The sequence below is a fragment of the Curtobacterium sp. MCPF17_003 genome, from assembly GCF_003224385.1.
GTDB classification, from domain to species: Bacteria; Actinomycetota; Actinomycetes; order Actinomycetales; family Microbacteriaceae; genus Curtobacterium; species Curtobacterium flaccumfaciens.
In genome coordinates this window covers 157,596-176,654 of the sequence record NZ_QKLC01000001.1, presented here as the reverse complement: position 1 = coordinate 176,654, position 19,059 = coordinate 157,596, and the positions used below count along the sequence as shown (strand labels likewise).

Genomic DNA, 19,059 nt, shown 5'->3' with positions numbered 1-19,059 from the left:
TGCTGGCATGACTGATCAGGCAGCACACGACGACGACCTGCTCCGCCGTTCCCAGGAGTCCATCGACGAGGCGAAGGCCGCCGCGGCCGAGGTGAGTGAACCAGAAGAGGACGAGCTCATCGAGGAGGACGCACCCGTCGCCGACCGCGCGGTGCCCGCCGACGGCCCTGCACCCGCGGCCTGACCCCGTACTGATCCGACAACAGGATCTCTCCGGACAGACGAGATCGCCGGGCGACCATCGAGGTCGCCCGGCGATTCTTCTTGCCGCTCATGTGACGATCCGGCCACTCGGTCCGTCTCACCAATGGACCCACCGGTGGCCTTGCGGCGAGCCCGGTGCGGGGCTTCGTGGCCGGTCTCCCTGAACCGGCTGGTCACGTGCCTCGGCGACGGTCCGTGCGCTTCCTGATCCAGCGTGCGGGCCGTCGGGTCTGTCGGACCCGTCGAGCGGTCGGGCGTTCAGGCCGCCCCGGTCAGTCGTCGTCCTCGTCGGCGAGGAAGTCCGCGTACCGGACCTCGGTCTCCGTGGTGCCGGTGCCCGGTTCGACGGACCGCTGCGACAGGTCGTCCCCCGTGATCGCGACACGTTCTGCAGCCGTGTAGGGCGGCAGGTACTTGCTCGAGTTCATCCTCGGAGCCCCCTTCGTCCCGGCGAACGTAACAGCCGATGGCCGATCGTGGCCAGCGGTGCCGATACTGTCCCCCGCGCAGGCTCCGGACGGGGGACGGATGTTCGCCAGCGGCTGACCCCATGCGCACGCATGTGGCCCCGAAGACGAAGCGCGCGTCAGGTCTCCCGCACGACGTCGTCCGGTTCCTTGTCCACCCGCCACCCCCGCCAGGACGGCTGCCGGAGCCGTCCGTCGCCGGTCCACTCGGCGAACTCGACCTCGCCGACGCGCTTCGGCGTGACCCAGTGCGCATCCCGAGCGTCAGGTCGTGGGACGTCGACGAACGGCGGGGTCTTCCGTTCCAGCTGTGCGAGGACAGCGGCGATCTCGTCGAGGTCGCGGTCACGGAACCCGGTGCCGACCTTGCCGACGTACTCCAGCCCGTCGGGGCCGGGCACCCCGAGCAACAGCGACCCGATCCCGCCGGCACGCCGCCCGCTGCCCGGCTTCCAGCCACCGACGACGACCTCCTGCGTGGCGTGGTGCTTGAGCTTCAGCCAGGCCTCGGACCGCCGGCCCTCGGCGTACTTCGACGACCGCTTCTTCGCGACCACGCCCTCGAGGCCCTGCTCGCGCGACGCAGCCAGCACCGCGTCGAGGTCGCCCTGCGCCGCCGGCGGCACGTCGATCGCACCGCCGGGTTCCACGACCGTCTCGAGTGCCTGCCGCCGGGCGTCGTAGCCGAGCCGCGTGAGCTCGTGCCCGTCCGCCTCGAGCACGTCGAACAGCAGGAACCGCACGGGCGTCGTCTCCTGCGCGCTCCGGACCTCGCGCGCCTTCGTCAGGCCCATGCGGTTCTGGAGCAGCTGGAACGAGGGTCGGCCACGATCGTCGACGGCCACGATCTCACCGTCGAACACGCCGTCCACGCCGGCCCGCTCGCCCAGTTCCTGCAGCTCGGGGTACTGGGCCGTCAGGTCGTTGTCGTTGCGGCTGCGCAGGGTCACCGACCCGTCGCGGACCGTCGCCAGCGCCCGCACCCCGTCCCACTTCATCTCGAAGGCCCAGTCCGTCGGGTCCAGCCCGGGCTCGCCCTTGGCCAGGGTCGCCTGCATCGTCCGACGCTCCGACGGCGGGGTCTCGGCGTCCGCGGCCCCGCTGATCCGTCGCTGCCCGGCGCGGTGTGCATCGCCGTGCCCGTCCGACGGCCGGTCCGCCCGTCGCGCCACCGCCGGCCCCGCAGAGCCGCTGGCGTCCGCCAGCCGTTCGGGTTGCTCCTTCGTGCGGTGGATGAGCCAGTTCTTCTCGTCCCCGCCGCCACGGCCGCGGGTGTGCAACAGCGCGAGGCGGCGAGCGCCGCCCGCCCGGCCGTGCAGCGTGACGATGACCTCCTGCCCCTCGCGCCACTTCTCGAGCTCGTAGGTACCGTCGTCCCAGATGGTGACCGTGCCGCCGCCGTACTCGTCCTTCGGGATCGTGCCCTCGAACGACCCGTACTCGAGCGGGTGGTCCTCGGTCTGCACGGCCAGGTGGTTCTTGCCCGGGTCGGTGGGCTCGCCCTTCGGCAGGGCCCAGCTCACCAGCACCCCGTCGTGCTCGAGCCGGAAGTCGTAGTGGTCGCGGGTGGCGTGGTGCTCCTGGATGACGAAGGTCGGTGTGCCGTCCTTCCGCACGGTGGGTGCGCCCTCGGGCACGGGCTCCGGAGTCTTCGAGGCGTCACGCTTCGCCCGGTAGGCGGCGAGGCGGTCCCGTGCGGGCTGCTCGGCGTCGTTCGCGCGCTCGGTCCGGTCGCTGTCCCAGTGACCGTGGTCGTCGCGCCCGACGGCCAGCGAGGCGGAGGCGACCGGGTGCAGGAAGTCCCCACGGGCCTCCAGGCGTTCGAGGACCTCGTCCAACGTGAGCTGCGCGAGCCCGCGTTCCTCGAGCTCCTTCCAGGTGCGGGGCGCTGCGACCGTCGGCCGCTCGCGGCCGCGCAGCGAGTACGGGGCGATGGTCGTCTTGTTGCCGTTGTTCTGCGACCAGTCGACGAAGACCTTGCCCTTCCGCTCGGCACGGCTCATCGACGACAGCACCAGGTCCGGCAGGTCCGTCTCGAGGGCCTTGGCCAGTTCGTGGGCGACGTCGGAGACCTGCGCCGTCGTCGCTTTGCCGTCGAGGGCCGCGTACAGGTGGATGCCCTTGGAGCCGGAGGTCACCGGGTACGGGTCGAGTCCCATGCCGTGCAGGATCTCGCGCGCGGCCACGGCGACCTCGACGCACTCGGGCAGCCCCACACCCTCGCCCGGGTCGAGGTCGAGGACGAGCCGGTCCGGGTTCTGCTGCGCGCCGCGCGGGCCGAACCGCCACTGCGGGACGTGCAGTTCGAGCGCGGCCTGCTGCGCCATCCACACCAGGGTCGGCAGGTCGTCGACGATCGGGTACTCGTTGTCGTGCTCCGAGTGGTGGATGGTGTGGTGCCGCACCCAGTCGGGGGCCGAGTCGGGCAGGTTCTTCTCGAAGAAGACCTTGCCCTCGACACCGTTGGCCCAGCGCTTCCGGGTCACGGGGCGGTCCTTGACGTGCGGGATCATCCACGGCGCGACCCGCTCGTAGTACTCGATCACCCGACCCTTCGTGGTGCCGGTCTCGGGGTAGAGCACCTTGTCGGTGTTGGTGAGCGCGAGCCGCCGGTCCCCGACGAGGACGACGGTCTTGCGCGAGGCGGGACTCACAGCGCCACCCCGGTCGCTCCCGCCACCGTCAGGGTCGTGCCGGACGTGTACGACGACTCGGGCCCGGCCAGGTAGACGTAGGCGCTGCCGAGCTCGACGGGTTGGGCGGGACGGCCGAACGGGGTGTCCTGGCCGTACGCCGCGATCTCGTCGCCCGGGTAGCTGATCGGCTGCAGGGGCGTCCACACCGGCCCGGGCACCACCGTGTTGGCCCGGATGCCCTTGCTCGCGAGCTGCCGCGCGAGCCCGTTCGTGTAGGTGATGATCGCGGCCTTCGTCGCGGCGTAGTCGATCATGCGGTCCTGCGGCTGGTACGCGGACACCGAGCTGGTGGTGACGATCGAGCTCCCCGGCGCCATGTGCGGGACGGCAGCGCGGACGAGCCAGAACAGCGAGTACAGGTTGACCTTCATCGTGCGGTCGAAGTCCTCGGTGCTCTGCACGGTGATGTCCTCGTGCACCTGCTGGTGACCCGCGACCAGCACGAGCGCGTCCAGGCCACCGAGCTCGCTGACGGCGTCCTGCACCAGGACGTCGCAGAAGGCCTCGTCCGTCAGGTCGCCGGGCAGCAGCACCGCCTTGCGCCCGAGGTCACCGATGACGTCGCGGACCTGTTCGAGGTCCTCGCGTTCCTCGGGCAGGGCGTTCAGGGCGACGTCGGCGCCTTCCTTCGCCATCGCGATCGCCGCAGCGCGCCCGATGCCGGAGTCCGCGCCGGTGACGAGCACCCGGTACCCGCGCATCCGCCCGGTGCCCAGGTAGCTCGTCTCGCCGTGGTCGGGGGCGGGGTCCATCGCACTCGCCAGCCCGGACCCCTGCTGGGTCTGCGCGGGGAACGGCGGACGGGGGAACTGGTCGCGCGGGTCCTGCTTGTCGAGCTGGCTCATGGGCCCATCGTGCTCGCGCCGGCCTCGCGGCGGTCCAGCGAACCGGACATCCGTGGAACGATTCCCCGGACGACGGACCTGAGGAGGAACCGCCGGCTCCGGGCACGCACGCGTGCGGGCGGGCATCATGTGCGCATGAGGTCGATCTGGAAGGGCTCCATCGCGTTCGGGCTCGTCAACGTGCCCGTCAAGGTCTACGCGGCCACCGAGACGCACGACGTGTCCCTGCACCAGGTCCACGACGAGGACAAGGGCCGCATCCGGTACAAGCGTGTGTGCGAGTTCGGCCACGAGGTCGAGTACGCCGACATCCAGCGCGCCTACGACGACGGCGACAAGACCGTGGTGCTCACGGCGGACGACTTCAAACAGCTCCCCGAGGAGCAGTCGCACGAGGTCGAGGTGCTCGAGTTCGTGCCCGTCGAGCAGGTCGACCCGATGATGTTCGAGAAGACCTACTACCTCGAGCCCGACTCGCGCTCGCCGAAGGCGTACGTGCTGTTGCGCGAGACCCTGGCGAAGACCGACCGCCTGGCGATCGTGCAGTTCACCCTGCGCCAGAAGACCCGGCTCGGGGTGCTCCGGGTGCACGACGAGGTCATCCTGCTGCAGGGGCTGCTCTGGGGCGACGAGGTCCGCGCGGCCGACTTCAAGACGCTCGACACGTCGGTGAAGGTCAGCGCCAACGAGCTGAAGATGTCGTCATCGCTCGTCGAGAGCATGTCCACCGACTTCGACCCCGATCGCTACACCGACTCCTACCAGGAGGAACTGCAGCAGCTGATCGACGCCAAGCTCGAGGCGGGCGACGACATCGACACCGAGAAGACCTTCGGCGCACAGGACGACGAGGACGACGACGACGAGGGCGGTGACGTGCTCGACCTGATGGCCGCCCTGCGTGCGTCCGTCGACAAGAAGCGGACGGGAGGCTCGGGGTCGCGTTCGTCGTCGACCTCACGGTCGTCGTCGGGTTCCGGCTCGGGCACGTCCGGCTCGGGCTCCTCCGGCTCCGGCAGGAAGGCGCCGGCGAAGAAGGCGCCGGCCAAGAAGGCCGCGGAGAGCACGGCCGAGAAGGCCCCCGCGAAATCGGCGCCGAAGAAGGCCCCGGCCAAGAAGGCCCCGGCCAAGAAGCCCGCCGCCAAGAAGCAGGCGAGCTGACCGCTCCGCTGGGCGCCCCGTTCCTCGCCTCGGAGGACCCGTTCAGCCGGACGACGAGCGCTCGTGCTCCTGGTCGACGTTCCGCTCGCTCCGGCGCAACCCGAACGGCAGGGCCGTCCACAGCGCCGCCGTCGCCACGAACACCGCGACCCCGCCGATCACACCGCCCGGACCACCGAGCACCACGTCGAAGACGAAGTAGACCGTTCCCGAGAAGAGCAGCGCACTCGCGATGAGTGCGGCGAGCAGGATGACGTTGCCGGCGCGGACCAGGTCGTGCTTCTGACGCTGCCGGAACACCAGCCGGTGCGTCGCCACGGCGGACAGCGCCACCACGGTGACGACGACCGCCAGGACGACCAGGACGAGGTAGACCGTCTCCTGCCGGTCGGACAGCTCCGTGAACCGCTGCTGGAACGGCAGCGTCAGCAGGAACCCGGCGAGGATCTGCGTCCCGGTCTGCACGATCCGGAGCTCCTGCTGGATGTCGGCCCAGTTCCGGTCCCACCGTTCCGTCGGCGTCTCGTGCCGGCCGCGTTCGGTCTCGCTCATACCGCGAACCTACCCAACGGGGCGTCGACGACTACGAGCTGCGACACGAGCCGGTAACACCGATCGGGGACACTGGTCGGATGACTCCACAAGAGCCTGGGAGCCTGCAGTCGTCATCCGAGACCGCAGGCCCACCCGTCACCGTGTCCATCACCCGCCTGGTCGAACCGGAGCGGATCCCCGAGGTCACCCGCTGGGTGCAGTCCGGGGTGAACCTGGCGAACCGCTACCCCGGCTTCCTCGGCTCCGGGTGGGTGCGTTCCCGGGCGCAGTCCCGCGAGTGGCACATGCTCTACCGGTTCGCCGACCACGACTCCCTGGCCACGTGGGAGAACTCCGACGACCGGCTGCGCTGGCTCGACCTGGGCCGTGACCTGGTGGTGGAGTCCCGCGTCGAGAAGCGCACCGGCATCGAGGGGTGGTTCGACGTCCCGCAGGACGCCCCGGCCTCGAGCGCTCCCCCACGGTGGAAGCAGTCCGTGAGCATCTGGCTCGGCTTCTTCCCGGTGAACCTCGCGTTCACGTACCTGATGGCCTGGCTCGTCCCCGCGTTCGCGCACGTCGCGATCCTGCCCCGGGTGCTCATCACGACCGTCGTGCTCACGCCGATCATGACGTTCTGGGTGCTGCCGTTCGTGACGAAGCTGATCCGTCCGTGGCTGCTCGCACCGCCGAGGCAGCGCGGCTAGATCGACGGGCCGCTACGGGGTCCCGAGGACCGACAGCTGGTCGAGCCGCTCGAGGATGACGCCCTCGCGCAGTGCCCACGGGCAGATCTCGAGGCCCGGCAGGTCGAAGATGTCCAGGCACGCCTCGGCGACGAGCGCCCCGGGCACCACCTGGTGTGCGCGGCTCGCCGAGACGCCCGGCAGCGCAGCGAGTTCGTCGACCGACATCGTGAGCAGCTCCGGCAGGCGCTGCCGCAGCACTGCGCCGTCGAGGGCACGGGGCACGAGCGGTCCGGCGGCGGACGGCGCGGCTCCGCAGATCCGGGCGATCGACCGGAACGTCTTCGAGGTCGCCACGGCCCGGTCCGGGCGGCCCGAGCGGAGCAGCCGTCCGGCGTCCCGGGCGATCTCGACGCGGATCTCGTGTCGGATGCGGCGGACGTCGTCCTCGGTCGGGGTGCCGGCGGCGAAGTAGGAGCGCGCCAGGCGTGCGGCGCCGATCGGCATCGACCACGCGACGTCCGGTGCCTCGTCGGCACCACCGGCGATCTCGAGCGAGCCACCGCCGATGTCGAAGACCGCCAGGCGCCCGGCGGACCAGCCGAACCAGCGGCGCACGGCCAGGAAGGTCAGTCGTGCCTCGTCCGAGCCGGACAGGACGGCCAGCTCGACCCCGGTGGACGACTCGACGTGGGCGAGCACGGCCTCGGAGTTGCCGGCGTCGCGCACCGCCGAGGTGGCGAACGCGAGCATGTCCTCGCAGCCGCGCTCCTCGGCGACGCGGACGGCGTCGGCGACGAACGTGGTCAGTGCGTCGATCCCCTGCTGGGTCACCGCGCCCGAGGCGTCCAGGTGCTCGGCCAGCCGCAGCGGCTGCTTGAACGAGGACGCCGGCAGCGGCGCGGCGCCGCCGTGGGCGTCCACCACGAGCAGGTGGCCGGTGTTGGACCCGATGTCGAGGACTCCGACGCGCATGGGCACAACGCTAGTGGGCCGCGCAGTCAACACACGGCCGGGAGGCAGGGGTCACGCCCGCAGGAACGCCTCCAGCTCGGCGGTGGTCGGGTACGAGGCCTGAGCGCCCGGCTTGGTCGCGGCGTACGCCCCGACCCCCACCGCGAACCGAGCGGCGTCGACGAGGGTGTCCCCCGCGGCCAGACGCAGCGCCACCGCACCCATGAAGGCGTCGCCGCAACCCGTGGTGTCCACCGGCTCGACCCGCACGGCGTCGATCGACACCGGCTCGGCACCCCCGTCGTGCACGACGCAGCCGGCACCGCCGCGGGTGACGATCGACCGTGCGACGCCGTGGTCACCGAGCGCCGCGGCCTCGTGCTCGTTCACCAGCAGCACGTCGGTCAGCTCGAGGAGCTCGGCCGGCACGGCGCCGAACGGTGACAGGTTCGTGAGCACCGTGACCCCGGCGGCGTGCGCGGCACGGGCGGCGGCGAGGACGACGTCGATCGAGACCTCGAGGCAGAGCCCCAGCACCGCGGCGCCGGCGAAGACGTCGGCCGGCACGTCGTCCGGCGTCAGCGTGCCGTTCGCCCCGGCGGAGATCACGATGGTGTTCTCGCCTGCGGCGTCGACCGTGATGACGGCGGTGCCGGTCGCCGTTCCCTGACGGACGGCGACGTGCGTCGTGTCGACCCCCGCAGCCGCGACGGAGTCGCGGAGCAGCGCACCGTTCCCGTCGTCGCCGACCGCACCGATCATGCGCACCGTGCCCCCGAGCCTCCCGGCAGCCACCGCCTGGTTGGCGGACTTGCCGCCGGGCAGGATCGCGAGGTCGGAGCCCTGCAGGGTCTCACCGGGCTGGGGGAAGCGCTCGGTGCGGACCACCAGGTCCGCGTTGAGCGACCCGACGACGACGATGCTCTCGGTCAACGGACGGTCTCCTTCTGCGGGGCGACGGACGTGGTCTCGGCGCCTTCCGGACGGGGGATGAGGAACGAGATCGCGAGCGCGACGGTCGTGATCGCGGCCCCGAGCAGCATGCCACCGGAGTACCCGGCGGTGCCCGCGGAACCGCCGACGCCGAGCGCGATCTGCAGCGCGGGCAGGACCGCGAAGCTGACCCCGGCGCCGAGGTTGAACGCACCGGCGTTCAGGCCCGGCAAGAACCCGGGGTTCGACTCCGGCGACAGCACGATGCCCAGGCCGTTCAGGATGATGTTCGCGATGCCGGCGTAGGTGATGCCGATCAGCACGGTCGCGGTGACCAGCACGGGCAGCGAGTGCACGCCGACGAGCGCCATCAGGACGGTCGAGACGATGCTGCCGATGAGGCCGACGCGCAGGACGGCGCGGTACCCGATGGTCGGGGCGAGTCGGCCGGCGAAGGGTCCGACGATCCAGCCGACCAGCGCGTACGGGGTGAGGAACACGAGCGACGCCAGGTCGGCCTCCATCCCGAAGCCCGCGTCACCGTTCTGCGCGAGCGAGGTGACCAGGCCGTTGACGACCGCGAAGACGCCCGTCATGGTGAGGAACGTCGTCGCCAGGAGCGCCCAGGTCGCACGGCGCTTCAGGAACCGGGTCTCGACCAGGGGTTCCCGCACCCGCGACTCGACGGCCCAGAACACGGCGAAGGCGACGAGCGCGACGACGACGCCACCGACCACGAGCACGGGGTTCGCGGCGCCGAGCTTGCCGGCCTCGTTGAACGCCGTGAGCAGCGCACCGACGCTCACCACGAGGGGGACGACACCGATCCAGTCCATCCGGGTACCGGCGGAGGGCTTCGACTCGACCCCCCAGACGGCGACCAGGAGCAGGGCGAGGACGGTGACGACGGCGATGACCCAGAAGATCCCGCGGAACCCGAAGTTCGTCGCGATCCACCCGCCGGCCAGGGCGTCGACGCCCGCGATGCCGCCGTTCACCGCGGTGAGCAGGCCGAGGGCGGCGCCGTAGCGCTTCGGGTCGCTGATCTCGTTGCGCAGGACGAGCAGGCAGATCGGGACGACCGGACCGGTGACGCCCTGGATGATGCGACCGGCGAACAGCATCGGCACGTTCACCGCGAGCGCGGCGACGATGCTGCCGACGAGCATCACGGCGAGCATGCCGATCAGCACGCGCTTGCGGCCCAAGATGTCGGACAGCCGCGGCAGGAACAGCGAGAACAGCGCCGCGAGGGTGAAGTACAGGGTCTGCGACAGGCCGATGGTGGCGTCGTCGGTGTTGAGCTCCCGCGCCATCGTGACGAGGGCGGGGCTGAGCATGCTCGCGTTCAGCTGGAACGCGATGCACGCGGCGAGGAGCGCGGCGGTGAGGGCGCCGATCGACTTCTTCGTCGAGGTGGTGGTCATGGGGGTTTCAGCGCTCCGGGGTCGTGGTGATGCCGGCTTCGACGGCGTCGGCGGCGGCACGTGGGGTCCAGCCGGTGTCGGCCGTCTCGCCGATGCGCTCGAGGGCGTCGACGACGAGGTCCCAGAACCGGCCGTGGTCGAGCTCCATCGCGGCGCTCGTGCGGCAGTCCTCGGGTGCGGGGGCGCGGAAGTCGGCGACGGTCATGCCCAGGGTCAGCGCGCCCTGCGTCTCGACGTGGATCGGGACCTTCACGGCGCGGACGATCGTGGGGTCGATGACGTACGCGACGGCGCAGGGGTCGTGGACCGGCGGGGCGTCGAAGCCCTGGGCGTCCTTGTAGGTCTGGCCGAAGAAGTCGAGCAGCTCGCCGACGAACGCGGCGGGGGCGGTGCCGACGCCGGCGATGCGCGCGGCGACCTCGGGGGTGGCGAGGGCCTGGTGCGTCAGGTCGAGGCCGACCATCACGACGTCCCAGCCGGCCTCGAACACGATGGCCGCGGCCTCGGGGTCGATGACGATGTTGAACTCGGCGACCGGGCTCCAGTTGCCGACGTGCACGCCGCCGCCCATGAGCACGACCTGCTTGACGCGCTCGACGATGCGGGGCTCCTTGCGGGCGGCGAGGGCGATGTTCGTCAGGCCGCCGGTCGGCACGAGGGTGACCATGCCGGGCTCGTGGGCCATCACGGTGTCGATGATCAGGTCGACGGCGTGGCGCTCGTCGAGGTCGAACGACGGCTCGGGGAGCATCGGGCCGTCCAGGCCGCTCTCGCCGTGGATGTCCGGTGCGACCTCGATCTGGCGCAGCAGCGGGCGGGCGGCTCCGGCGGCGAACGGCACCCCGGTGATGCCGGCGATGCGGGCGACGGCCAGGGCGTTGCGGGTGACCTTCGGCAGGGTCTGGTTGCCGACGACGGTGGTCACGGCGAGCAGCTCGATGGCCGGGCTGCCGTGGGCGAGCAGGAGCGCCACGGCGTCGTCGTGGCCGGGGTCGCAGTCGAGGATGATCTTCGCGGCGGGCTGGGTCGCATCGGGCACGCTGGGCGCTCCACTTCTTCGGGGAATCGAGGTGAGTGCTCGACGTGGTGGGGATCCACGGGCCGGCAGAGCGCTGGCGTCGTGGCGCGTCAAGCGTTTGACATCGAAACACGTCAAACGCTTGACGTCAAGTTCGACCACCACGCTCGCTAGCATCGACGAGTGCCCTCCCCCGCCGCCCCGAGCCGTCGTGTGACCGCTGCGATGGTGGCCGAGCGTGCGGGCACGAGCATCGCCACGGTCTCCCTCGTCGTGAACGGCAAGGACCGCGGGCGGGTCTCCGCCCCCATCGCCGCGCGGGTCCGCGACGCCGTGGACGACCTCGGCTACGTCGTCGACCACGCCGCCAGTTCACTCGCGCGCGGCAGCGGCGACCTCGTCGTGTTCATCGCCCCCGACCTGTCGAACCCGTTCTTCGCCGAGGTCATCCGTGGCGTCCGCGACACCCTGGGCGACCGGTTCCAGCTCGTGCTCTCCGTCACCGAGCGGGGTGCACAGCCCGTCGCGGCCGACGTCCGGCGGTTCGAACGGCTCCGGCCGGCCGGCATCCTGGTCGACGCCCCGGCGGCCGACGAGCCGATGTCGGCGAGCGTCCCCGTGGTGCTGCTCGACGCCCCCGGTGGGCCCGAGGCAGTCAACTACGACCTCTCCACGGGCGTGCACGACCTCGTCGCCCACCTGCACGACCAGGGACACCGGCACGTGGGCTACCTCGACGGCACCTCACGGGCGGCGACGTTCGGCGTGCGCCGTGGACTGTTCGAGCAGGCCTGTGCGGACGCCGGCATCACGGTCTCCGAGGTCACCGCCCGCGCCGACCTGACCGTGGAGGCCGCGGCCTCGGCCACCGAGCACGTCATCGAGGCTTGGCAGGACGACGACGTCACCGCCGTCGTCGCGGCCGCGGACACCCTGGCCTACGGAGTCCTGCGGGTCGCCGGCGCGCTCGGCATCGCCGTCCCCGGCGCACTCGCGGTCGCGGGCTTCGACGACCTGCCGTCGTCGTCGGTCACCGCGCCGGCCCTGACGAGCGTGGCGCTGCCCGGTGCCGACCTCGGTCGCGCTGCGGCACTGCGACTCCTCGCGACGCTCGACGGCACGGCCGCCGAGCCAGCGGCCCTGCCGACGCGGCTCGTGCCGCGCGCGAGCACCGGCGCGTAGCGCCCCGTGCCGGCGCGGCGTTTCGCGTCAGGCGACACTCCACGGGTTCCCGACGGCGAAAGATGTCGCTGGGCCCGAAGTGACGGCGCGCGGTGGCCGCAACCAGACGACGGACGGGAGGCCCGGTGCCAGCTGGCACCGGGCCTCCCGTCCGTCGGTCGGTGGCGTCTACCGGTCGGTGTCCCGCCCCGGTGCGGAACCTTCCGGTGCCGCCGCGTGCTCCGCACGCGCCGCACGCTGCGCACGCTCGAGCTCGTCGGCCTCGTCGCCGCCGACGGCCTCGCCACGGGCGACCATGCCGGCTGTGTCGGAGAGCGTGATCTGCGGCAGGAACAGTGCGAGCAGGAACGCCACCGCGATGAAGGGCAGCAGGTACCAGAACACCGGCGCCAGGGAGTCGGCGTAGGCGTTCACGATGCCGTTCTGCACCGCCTCGGGCAGCTTCGCAACCGTCGCGGGGTCGATGCTCCCCGCCGACGACGCCGCATCGGTCGCCGACCCGCCTGCACCGCGGAACACGTCGGTCAGCGACGTCGTGAGCCGCGCGGTGAAGAGCGCACCGAAGACGGCGGTCCCGAGCGAGGCACCGACCTCGCGGAAGTAGTTGTTCGTCGAGGTGGCGGTACCGACCTGCTCGGCGGGCACGGCGTTCTGCGCGACGAGGACGACCACCTGCATGATCAGGCCGAGCCCCGCACCGAAGACGAACAGGTACGCGCAGATCAGCCAGATCGGGGTGTCCGCCGCCAGCTGGGTCATCGCGAGCATCGCGATGGCCACCAGGACCGTGCCGACGATCGGGAACATCCGGTAGCGCCCGGTCTTGGTGATCAGGACACCCGAGGCGATCGAGGTGCCGATCAGGCCGGCCATCATCGGCAGCATCAGCAGGCCGGAGACCGCGGCCGAGGTACCAGAGGCCATCTGCAGGAAGGTCGGGACGAAGCCGATCGCGGCGAACATGCCGATGCCGAGCACGAGGCCGATGCCGGTCGCCAGCAGGAAGGTGCGGTTGCGGAAGAACGACAGCGGGAGCACCGGGTCCTGCGCACGGGACTCGACGAACACCAGGAGCGCTGCCGAGACGACGAGACCGGCGAACCAGGCCCAGGTCTCGGGGGCGTCCCAGCCGTGGTCCTTGCTGCCGCCGAACTCCGAGAAGAACACCAGGCACGTGGTCGCGGCGGACATGAACAGCACGCCGAGGACGTCGATGCGCTTCGTCGCCTTCTTGTTCGGCAGGGTCAGCGCGAACCACGCCACGAAGAACGCCGCGATGCCGACCGGGATGTTGATGTAGAACGCCCAGTTCCAGGTGAGGTGGTCCACGAAGAAGCCACCGAGCAGCGGGCCACCGATGGCGGACAGGCCGAAGATCGCACCGAGCGGGCCGAGGTACTTGCCGCGCTGCGAGGCCGGGACGATGTCCGCGATGATCGCCTGCGACAGGATCATCAGACCGCCGCCGCCGAGCCCCTGCATGGCGCGGAACACCACGAGCTGCGTGAAGTCCGTGGCGAACGCACACCCGGCCGACGCGATGGTGAACAGCGCGATCGCGATGAGGAACAGGTTGCGGCGGCCGAGGACGTCGCCGAACTTGCCGTAGACGGGCATCACGATGGTGGAGGCGAGCAGGTACCCGGTCGTCAGCCAGGCCTGGTGCGCGACGCCGCCGAGCTCGCCGACGATGGTCGGCATCGCGGTGGAGACGATGGTCTGGTCGAGGCTGGAGAGCAGCATCCCCGCGATCAGGGCGGAGAAGATGATCCAGATGCGACGCTGCGTCAGGAGCAGCGGGCCGTCGGAGCCTGGGCGGGCACGCTTGGTGGTGCCCGGCGCGGTGGCGCTCATGTGGTGTGTTCCCGTTCGGTCGTGGTGACCGCCCTGAGCAGGCGGAGGTTCTCGGTGAGCAGCGCGTCGAACGTCGGCCCCGTGGCCTCGTCGAAGGCGTCGTCGAAGTACTCGGTCGCGGTGGCCTTCATCAAGGCGGCCGCGGCCTCGGTGACCAGGCGCGGTCGGCGGTCGGCGGGGTCGTCCCACCCGAACCGTCGCCGCAGGGCCACGGTGATCCGGGCGAGCTGCACGTCGGTCGCCGACAGGAACCGTGCGACGAGTGCCGGCTCTCGCTCGAACACCCGGCGGACCAGGGCCTCGTCGGCGCGGGCGATGCCGACCCGGTGGAACTGGTCGATCGCCAGCGCGACGATCGACCCGAGGGGATCGAGCTCGCCGGGGACGACCCCGCCCGCGGCGTAGGCGTCGATCGCCTCGACGTCGGCGTTGAGCTCGATGCCGAGCACGGCGTCGTCCTTCGACCCGAAGTGGTTGAAGAACGTGCGGCGCGACACCCCGACGGTCTCGCAGAGCTGCTCGATGGTGAAGCCGTGCAGCCCGTGTTCGACCGTCGCCCGACGTGCCTCGACGATCATGCGTCGGCGCAGCGCGCGGGTGCGTTCGGTGGTGCTCACCGAGCAAGAATTGCACTCTCCTGCTGAAAGTGCAATACGGGATGGGGCCGGGCTACAGGGCCTTCTCGAAGCAGAACGACCACGGCATGGTCGCGACGTAGGGTTCGTAGACCGCGATCTGGTCCCACCCGGTCTTGCGGTAGAGCGCGACGGCGTCGGGCTGCTTGTCGCCGGTCTGCAGGATGAGCCGCGGGGCGCCGAGTTCGCGGCCGACGCGCTCGCACTCGTCGAGCAGCGCGGTGGCCGCACCCTTGCCGCGCGCCGAGGCGAGCACGATGAGCCGCTTCAGCTCGACCTCGTCACCCAGACGCCGGACGGCGATGTGCCCGACCGGCTCACCGGACTCGTCGACGGCCAGGATCGACGTGACGACGGTCGACGGGTCGACGCTCAGCGCACGGCCCCGCTCGGCGGTGACCGCCGGGTCCTCGCCGGCGTTCGCCGACCCGTAGCGCTCGTGCATCTCGTCGTCCATGCGGGCGCGGAGCACCACGCTGCGGGGGTCGTCCCAGGACACGCGTTCGATCGTGATCACGAACGTCGATCCTGGCACGGGCGACCGACGACGCGGAAACCGACGGCGCCCGTCAGGCGCGCTGGCCGAGGGCCGCGATCGGGCCCTCGCCGGCGCGGAACGCGGCGAGCACTGCGGCCGCGTCGTCGTACACCTCGGCCGCCCCGGCACCGCGGAGCTCGTCACCGCCGATGCCGCCGGTCATCACACCGACGCACCGGACCCCCACCTTGCCGGCGGACTCGACGTCCCACATGGCGTCCCCGACCATCACGGCGTCGTCGGCGGAGACCCCGGCCTTGCCGAGCGCGACCCGGATGATGCCGGGGTCCGGCTTCGCCTGCTCGACGTCCTCGGAGCTGGTCTCGGCGGTGACCCACTCACCCGCGTCGAGCAGTTCGCGCAGGCGGGCGAGTTCGTGCTCGGGCGCACTGGTCGCCAGGACCACGGCGTGCCCCGCTTCGGCGACGGCCTGCAGGAGCTCGCGCGCACCCGGCAGCAGCCGGAGCCGCGGCGTCTGCTCGGCGTAGTAGGCGGTGTGGAACTGCTTCGCGGTGTCGCGGGTCTCCTGGGACGCGTCCGGCAGCAGCGTCTCGAGCAGCTTCGCCGAGTCCATCCCGATCGCGCGGTGGATCCGCCAGGCGTCGACGGACTCCCCCGCCGCCAGGAACGCCCGCCACCACGCGTCGATGTGCGCGTAGTTCGAGTCGGCGAGGGTGCCGTCGATGTCGAAGAGGACTGCTGTCGTGGGTGCGTCGGCCATCCCACCATGCTGCTCGGGAGGCCCGGATCGGCTCCCAGGGGCGGCCCGCGTCCGTCAGACGGTGATCGTCTCCCCCGCCGGCAGGATCAGGACGGGTACCGGCCCGAGACCGTCCGGTCCGAGGAAGCGCGCGGCGGACTGCTGGCCGAGTTCGCTCAACATCGCCTCGTGGATCTGCACGGCCCGCTCCGGCGCCACGGCTCGCACGTAGTCGACGGCCTGGGCGGTGTTCGTCCACGGCCCGCTCGTCGGCAGGAGCAGGGTCGGCACCGGGACACCGGGCTCGAGGTACGCGTCGCCCGGGTGGAACACCGCGTCGTCCACCAGGTAGCCGACGTTCGCGGTGGACGGGATGTCGGGGTGGATGACCGCGTGCTGCTCGCCGAAGACCCGGACGGAGAACGGTCCGACGGTGATCGTGTCGCCGTCGCGCACCGCTGCGACCCGGCCGTGGTGTTCACCGAGCTGCTCGACGACGGTCTCCGGACCGCGGACGACGAGGTCCGGGTTCCCGGCGAGCCCCGCACGCAGGGCGTCGATGTCGAAGTGGTCGGGGTGGTCGTGCGTGACGAGGACGCCCGCGGCCCCGCGGACGAGGTCGACGGCCTCGGGCGTGAACACCCCGGGGTCGATGACGAGGGTGACGCCGTCCTGCTCGAGGACGACGGTGGCGTGGTTGTACTTCGTCAACTCCATGCGCACAACTGTACAGCGGTGTTGTACTTCTGCGGCTGCCGGGAAGGTGAAGGGTCGTTCAGTCGGCCCGGCGGGCGACCCGCTCGAACAGCTCGGGCAGGCGGCGCAGCAGCGCACGCTCCTCGGCGTCGGTCTCCTCGCGGATCGCGGCGGCCAGCCAGTCCGTGCGGGCGTCCGTGTCCCGCTGCAGTGCGGCCCGACCGGCGTCCGTGATCCGGATGACCGACGCTCGGCGGTCGGTGTCCGACGCCGTCCGGTCGACGTAGCCGAGCTCGGCCAGTTCGCCGACCGTGCGGGACTGCCCCTGGTGCTTCACCCCGCGGCGGCGCGCGAGTTCCGCGATCGTCATCGGGCCCTCGCGGTGCAGGAACCCGAGGGTGGTGGTGTGCGTGGCCGGCAGCGCGTCCGCCTCGCGTCGTGCGGCACGCACGACCCGGCCGATGGACTGTCGGAGCTCCGCAGCGAGCTCGTCGATCGGGTCCATGCCCGGAACGCTACCGCTTCACGGACGGGAGGCACGGTGCCAGCTGGCACCGTGCCTCCCGTCCGTCATCGGGTTCCGCTCAGCTGCTGCGGACGTCGTCCGCCGCACCCTGCGCGTTGTCCTTGACGTCGGACGCGGCCCCCTGCGCCTCGCCCTTGACCGTCTGCGCGGCTTCCTGCGCGGTGCCCGCGAGGTCCTGCGCGTGCCCCTTCGCCACGTCGCCGAGCTGCGAACCGGCGTCCTTCGCCTGCTCCTTGACCTCGTCGACGAGCGGTGCAGCCTTGTCCTTCAGCTCACCGGCGAGTTCTTCTTCCTTCTCGGTGGTCGGCAGGAGCGACGACACGAGCCAACCGGCGCCGAACGCGATGAGGCCGACGGCCAAGGGATTGCCCTTCGCCTTCTCGACGCCCTTCTGGGCGACGTCCTTCGCCTGGCCGGTCGCGCCCGAGGCGGAACCGGAGGCGCTCGAGCGGGCTGACTGGGCCGCGCCCATCACGGACTCGCGGACGTCCTGGAACCGGCCCTTCACCTTCTCGCTCTGGCGGTGGGCGATGGACGACGGGCTGACCTTGTCGGCGAGGGCGTCGACGTCGGAGCCGAGTTCGCCGCGGGTGCGCTCGATGTCGGCGCGGATCTCGTCTGGGGTGCTCATGGCTTCCTCCCGGTGTTGGGCTTGAGTGTCTCGGGGACTTCCTTGGCGGTCTCGACCGTCTGCGGGGCGCCCTTGATCTCCTTGATCTCCTTGCGCCCGCGGACGGCCAGGATCGCGGCGACGATCGCGTAGACGACGGCGATGATCAGGGCGGACCAGGCGTTGCCGATCAGGTAACCGAGGCCCCACCACGCGGCGATCGACAGGAACAGCAGGGCGAACACGGCGGTGAGTCCGGCGCCGCCGAACATCCCGCCCGCCTTGCCGGCCTTCTTCGCAGAGTCGGTCAGCTCGGCCTTCGCGAGGGCGACCTCCTGCCGGAACAGGCTGGAGAGGTCGCGCGACACGTCGGACAGCAGCTCACCGAGCGGTGTGGTCGCAGCGCGCTCCTCGGGAGTCGGTTCGCCCAGGGGTGTCGTGCCGGGGACGGACTGGCTCATACGCCACTCCCCGATCCGGTGGTGCCGTCGCCGGCCTCCTTCTCGTGCTTGACCTCGGTCGCGAGCGCCTTGGTCAGGCGGCCGGCCAGCAGGCCCGCGCCCGCGGCGATCGCGATGAAGGTGCCGGGGCGCTTCGCGGCGAAGGTCTTCACCTCGTCGAGCAGCGAGCCCGGGTCGCGGTTCTCGAGGAACCCGGCGGCCGAGGTCGCGCGGCCCGACAGGTCGCGGACGACCTTCGAGGCGACGCCCTGCTCGTCGTCGTTCTCGGCCATGCGCCCGAGCTGCTCGCCGAGGGAGCGGAGTCCGCCGGCAGCGCGCTGCTGCTGCTCGCCGGCCTGCTGCTTGAGGTTCTCGGACGCCTGGCCGTAGAGCTGCTTGGCGTGGTCGGTCGCCTCGGAGGCGACCTTCGACGCCTGCTCCTTGGCGGTGCCCGCGACGTTCGCGGCCTTCTCCTTGGCGTCGCCGGCGACGTCCTGCGCGGCGCCCTTCGCCGCGTCGGCCTTGCCGGAGCCGCTGCCCGAGTCACTGCCGGAGCCGCTGGCGCTGCCAGCGCCGCCGGCGGAAGCGGCGGACGGGACGGCGGGGAGCTGCTCGTCGGCCGGGACGGCGTCGAGGGGTGCGTCGAACGGCACCTCGGCGGCGCTGTCGCCGTACGGGTCGTAGGTCTGGGGCGCACCGGGGTCGGTGGGTCGCGCGGCGGGGGTGCCGCTGGCGTACGACGGCACCGTCACGCCGGGGGCGACCTCGTGCCCCTCGGAGGCTGCGGTGCGGTCGTGGATGGGCGTCCCGGAGTCGTTCCCGGGTGGGTTCGTGGTCATGGTCGGCCTTCCGGTTGTCGTCGTCCCCGGCGTGCACCGGGGGCGTTTCGCCATCGAACGTGCGCGCTGCCCTCTGGGTCAGGACCCAGGAATGCCGGGAAACGCGGTCCGGCA

The 19,059-nt window shown here is 71.6% G+C and carries 21 protein-coding genes; 4 read left to right on the top strand and 17 right to left on the bottom strand.

Annotated elements, in window-relative coordinates; translation table 11 throughout:
* Positions 1-7: 7 nt before the first annotated feature.
* Positions 8-184 carry a hypothetical protein gene (locus DEJ30_RS17995; RefSeq protein WP_181419934.1) on the top strand — a complete coding sequence of 59 codons (177 nt, stop codon included), beginning with the start codon at positions 8-10 and terminating at the stop codon, positions 182-184.
* Positions 185-476: 292 nt separating this feature from the next.
* On the opposite strand, the gene DEJ30_RS17990 is transcribed toward DEJ30_RS17995, so the two are convergent.
* The 3 genes from DEJ30_RS17990 to DEJ30_RS00860 all read right to left on the bottom strand — a co-directional run bounded on the left by DEJ30_RS17990 (position 477) and on the right by DEJ30_RS00860 (position 4,212).
* Positions 477-632, bottom strand: coding sequence for a hypothetical protein (locus DEJ30_RS17990; protein ID WP_155896954.1), 156 nt, complete (start codon positions 630-632; stop codon positions 477-479).
* A 158-nt stretch (positions 633-790) separates the two neighbouring features.
* Positions 791-3,325 carry an ATP-dependent DNA ligase gene (locus DEJ30_RS00865; protein WP_110858636.1) on the bottom strand — a complete coding sequence of 845 codons (2,535 nt, stop codon included), beginning with the start codon at positions 3,323-3,325 and terminating at the stop codon, positions 791-793.
* Positions 3,322-4,212 (bottom strand): SDR family oxidoreductase, encoded by an 891-nt coding sequence (locus tag DEJ30_RS00860; RefSeq protein ID WP_071245906.1) that lies wholly within the window; start codon positions 4,210-4,212, stop codon positions 3,322-3,324. The genes DEJ30_RS00865 and DEJ30_RS00860 overlap by 4 nt, the downstream gene beginning before the upstream one ends.
* Positions 4,213-4,347: 135 nt before the next feature.
* Here DEJ30_RS00860 and DEJ30_RS00855 point away from each other — a divergent pair, with 135 nt between their 5' ends.
* Positions 4,348-5,373, top strand: coding sequence for a Ku protein (locus tag DEJ30_RS00855; RefSeq protein ID WP_110858635.1), 1,026 nt, complete (start codon positions 4,348-4,350; stop codon positions 5,371-5,373).
* 42 nt (positions 5,374-5,415) lie between these two features.
* Here DEJ30_RS00855 and DEJ30_RS00850 read toward each other — a convergent pair whose 3' ends face one another.
* On the bottom strand, positions 5,416-5,925 hold the full coding sequence (locus DEJ30_RS00850) for a DUF6328 family protein (protein WP_110858634.1): 510 nt from the start codon (positions 5,923-5,925) through the stop codon (positions 5,416-5,418).
* Between the two features lie 80 nt (positions 5,926-6,005).
* Between DEJ30_RS00850 and DEJ30_RS00845 the strand changes: the two genes are divergently transcribed.
* Complete coding sequence (locus DEJ30_RS00845) at positions 6,006-6,614, top strand: antibiotic biosynthesis monooxygenase (RefSeq protein ID WP_110858633.1); 609 nt, start codon at positions 6,006-6,008, stop codon at positions 6,612-6,614.
* A 12-nt stretch (positions 6,615-6,626) separates the two neighbouring features.
* Here DEJ30_RS00845 and DEJ30_RS00840 read toward each other — a convergent pair whose 3' ends face one another.
* Genes DEJ30_RS00840 through DEJ30_RS00825 form a run of 4 tightly spaced genes read right to left on the bottom strand, consistent with a single transcriptional unit; the run spans position 6,627 to position 10,946 of the window.
* Complete coding sequence (locus DEJ30_RS00840; protein ID WP_110858632.1) at positions 6,627-7,568, bottom strand: Ppx/GppA phosphatase family protein; 942 nt, start codon at positions 7,566-7,568, stop codon at positions 6,627-6,629.
* A 51-nt stretch (positions 7,569-7,619) separates the two neighbouring features.
* Positions 7,620-8,480 (bottom strand): ribokinase, encoded by an 861-nt coding sequence (locus DEJ30_RS00835; RefSeq protein WP_110858631.1) that lies wholly within the window; start codon positions 8,478-8,480, stop codon positions 7,620-7,622.
* Positions 8,477-9,907: an MFS transporter gene (locus tag DEJ30_RS00830; RefSeq protein WP_110858630.1), complete on the bottom strand. Its 1,431-nt coding sequence runs from the start codon at positions 9,905-9,907 to the stop codon at positions 8,477-8,479. The genes DEJ30_RS00835 and DEJ30_RS00830 overlap by 4 nt, the downstream gene beginning before the upstream one ends.
* A 7-nt stretch (positions 9,908-9,914) precedes the next feature.
* Positions 9,915-10,946, bottom strand: coding sequence for a nucleoside hydrolase (locus DEJ30_RS00825; protein WP_110858629.1), 1,032 nt, complete (start codon positions 10,944-10,946; stop codon positions 9,915-9,917).
* Between the two features lie 162 nt (positions 10,947-11,108).
* On the opposite strand from DEJ30_RS00825, the gene DEJ30_RS00820 reads away from it, so the two are divergent.
* Positions 11,109-12,107, top strand: coding sequence for a LacI family DNA-binding transcriptional regulator (locus DEJ30_RS00820; protein WP_258369759.1), 999 nt, complete (start codon positions 11,109-11,111; stop codon positions 12,105-12,107).
* 168 nt (positions 12,108-12,275) lie between these two features.
* Here the strand turns inward: DEJ30_RS00820 and DEJ30_RS00815 are convergent, their stop codons facing one another.
* The 9 genes from DEJ30_RS00815 to DEJ30_RS00775 form a co-directional block, all read right to left on the bottom strand.
* Entirely contained in the window at positions 12,276-13,961 is a 1,686-nt protein-coding gene (locus DEJ30_RS00815) for an MDR family MFS transporter (protein ID WP_110858628.1), read from the bottom strand.
* The gene (locus DEJ30_RS00810) at positions 13,958-14,578 is read right to left on the bottom strand and encodes a TetR/AcrR family transcriptional regulator (RefSeq protein WP_258369758.1); all 621 of its coding nucleotides are present in this window, start codon (positions 14,576-14,578) and stop codon (positions 13,958-13,960) included. Before DEJ30_RS00810 ends, DEJ30_RS00815 begins: the two co-directional genes overlap by 4 nt.
* 52 nt (positions 14,579-14,630) lie before the next feature.
* Positions 14,631-15,113, bottom strand: coding sequence for a GNAT family N-acetyltransferase (locus DEJ30_RS00805; RefSeq protein WP_110858627.1), 483 nt, complete (start codon positions 15,111-15,113; stop codon positions 14,631-14,633).
* Positions 15,114-15,165: 52 nt separating this feature from the next.
* Complete coding sequence (locus tag DEJ30_RS00800) at positions 15,166-15,855, bottom strand: HAD family hydrolase (RefSeq protein WP_110858626.1); 690 nt, start codon at positions 15,853-15,855, stop codon at positions 15,166-15,168.
* 54 nt (positions 15,856-15,909) lie between these two features.
* A complete protein-coding gene (locus DEJ30_RS00795; protein ID WP_110858625.1) occupies positions 15,910-16,551 on the bottom strand; it encodes an MBL fold metallo-hydrolase in 642 nt (213 codons plus the stop codon).
* Between the two features lie 58 nt (positions 16,552-16,609).
* Positions 16,610-17,035: a MarR family winged helix-turn-helix transcriptional regulator gene (locus DEJ30_RS00790; RefSeq protein ID WP_110858624.1), complete on the bottom strand. Its 426-nt coding sequence runs from the start codon at positions 17,033-17,035 to the stop codon at positions 16,610-16,612.
* A 79-nt stretch (positions 17,036-17,114) separates the two neighbouring features.
* A complete protein-coding gene (locus tag DEJ30_RS00785; protein ID WP_110858623.1) occupies positions 17,115-17,687 on the bottom strand; it encodes a DUF3618 domain-containing protein in 573 nt (190 codons plus the stop codon).
* Positions 17,684-18,127, bottom strand: a complete 444-nt coding sequence (locus DEJ30_RS00780) for a phage holin family protein (protein WP_110858622.1) — start codon at positions 18,125-18,127, stop codon at positions 17,684-17,686. Before DEJ30_RS00780 ends, DEJ30_RS00785 begins: the two co-directional genes overlap by 4 nt.
* Positions 18,124-18,945 (bottom strand): hypothetical protein, encoded by an 822-nt coding sequence (locus DEJ30_RS00775; protein WP_110858621.1) that lies wholly within the window; start codon positions 18,943-18,945, stop codon positions 18,124-18,126. Before DEJ30_RS00775 ends, DEJ30_RS00780 begins: the two co-directional genes overlap by 4 nt.
* Positions 18,946-19,059: the final 114 nt, after the last annotated feature.

Excerpts from the sequence above, each read along its gene's own strand:
- DEJ30_RS00790 (WP_110858624.1), bottom strand. The coding sequence starts at position 17,035 with ATGGACCCGATCGACGAGCTCGCTGCGGAGCTCCGACAGTCCATCGGC.
- DEJ30_RS00800 (WP_110858626.1), bottom strand. The coding sequence starts at position 15,855 with ATGGCCGACGCACCCACGACAGCAGTCCTCTTCGACATCGACGGCACC.
- DEJ30_RS00795 (WP_110858625.1), bottom strand. The coding sequence starts at position 16,551 with ATGGAGTTGACGAAGTACAACCACGCCACCGTCGTCCTCGAGCAGGAC.
- DEJ30_RS17990 (WP_155896954.1), bottom strand. The coding sequence starts at position 632 with ATGAACTCGAGCAAGTACCTGCCGCCCTACACGGCTGCAGAACGTGTC.
- DEJ30_RS00815 (WP_110858628.1), bottom strand. The coding sequence starts at position 13,961 with ATGAGCGCCACCGCGCCGGGCACCACCAAGCGTGCCCGCCCAGGCTCC.
- DEJ30_RS00775 (WP_110858621.1), bottom strand. The coding sequence starts at position 18,945 with ATGACCACGAACCCACCCGGGAACGACTCCGGGACGCCCATCCACGAC.
- DEJ30_RS00845 (WP_110858633.1), top strand. The coding sequence starts at position 6,006 with ATGACTCCACAAGAGCCTGGGAGCCTGCAGTCGTCATCCGAGACCGCA.
- DEJ30_RS00780 (WP_110858622.1), bottom strand. The coding sequence starts at position 18,127 with ATGAGCCAGTCCGTCCCCGGCACGACACCCCTGGGCGAACCGACTCCC.
- DEJ30_RS00855 (WP_110858635.1), top strand. The coding sequence starts at position 4,348 with ATGAGGTCGATCTGGAAGGGCTCCATCGCGTTCGGGCTCGTCAACGTG.
- DEJ30_RS00785 (WP_110858623.1), bottom strand. The coding sequence starts at position 17,687 with ATGAGCACCCCAGACGAGATCCGCGCCGACATCGAGCGCACCCGCGGC.
- DEJ30_RS00840 (WP_110858632.1), bottom strand. The coding sequence starts at position 7,568 with ATGCGCGTCGGAGTCCTCGACATCGGGTCCAACACCGGCCACCTGCTC.
- DEJ30_RS00850 (WP_110858634.1), bottom strand. The coding sequence starts at position 5,925 with ATGAGCGAGACCGAACGCGGCCGGCACGAGACGCCGACGGAACGGTGG.
- DEJ30_RS00830 (WP_110858630.1), bottom strand. The coding sequence starts at position 9,907 with ATGACCACCACCTCGACGAAGAAGTCGATCGGCGCCCTCACCGCCGCG.
- DEJ30_RS00860 (WP_071245906.1), bottom strand. The coding sequence starts at position 4,212 with ATGAGCCAGCTCGACAAGCAGGACCCGCGCGACCAGTTCCCCCGTCCG.
- DEJ30_RS17995 (WP_181419934.1), top strand. The coding sequence starts at position 8 with ATGACTGATCAGGCAGCACACGACGACGACCTGCTCCGCCGTTCCCAG.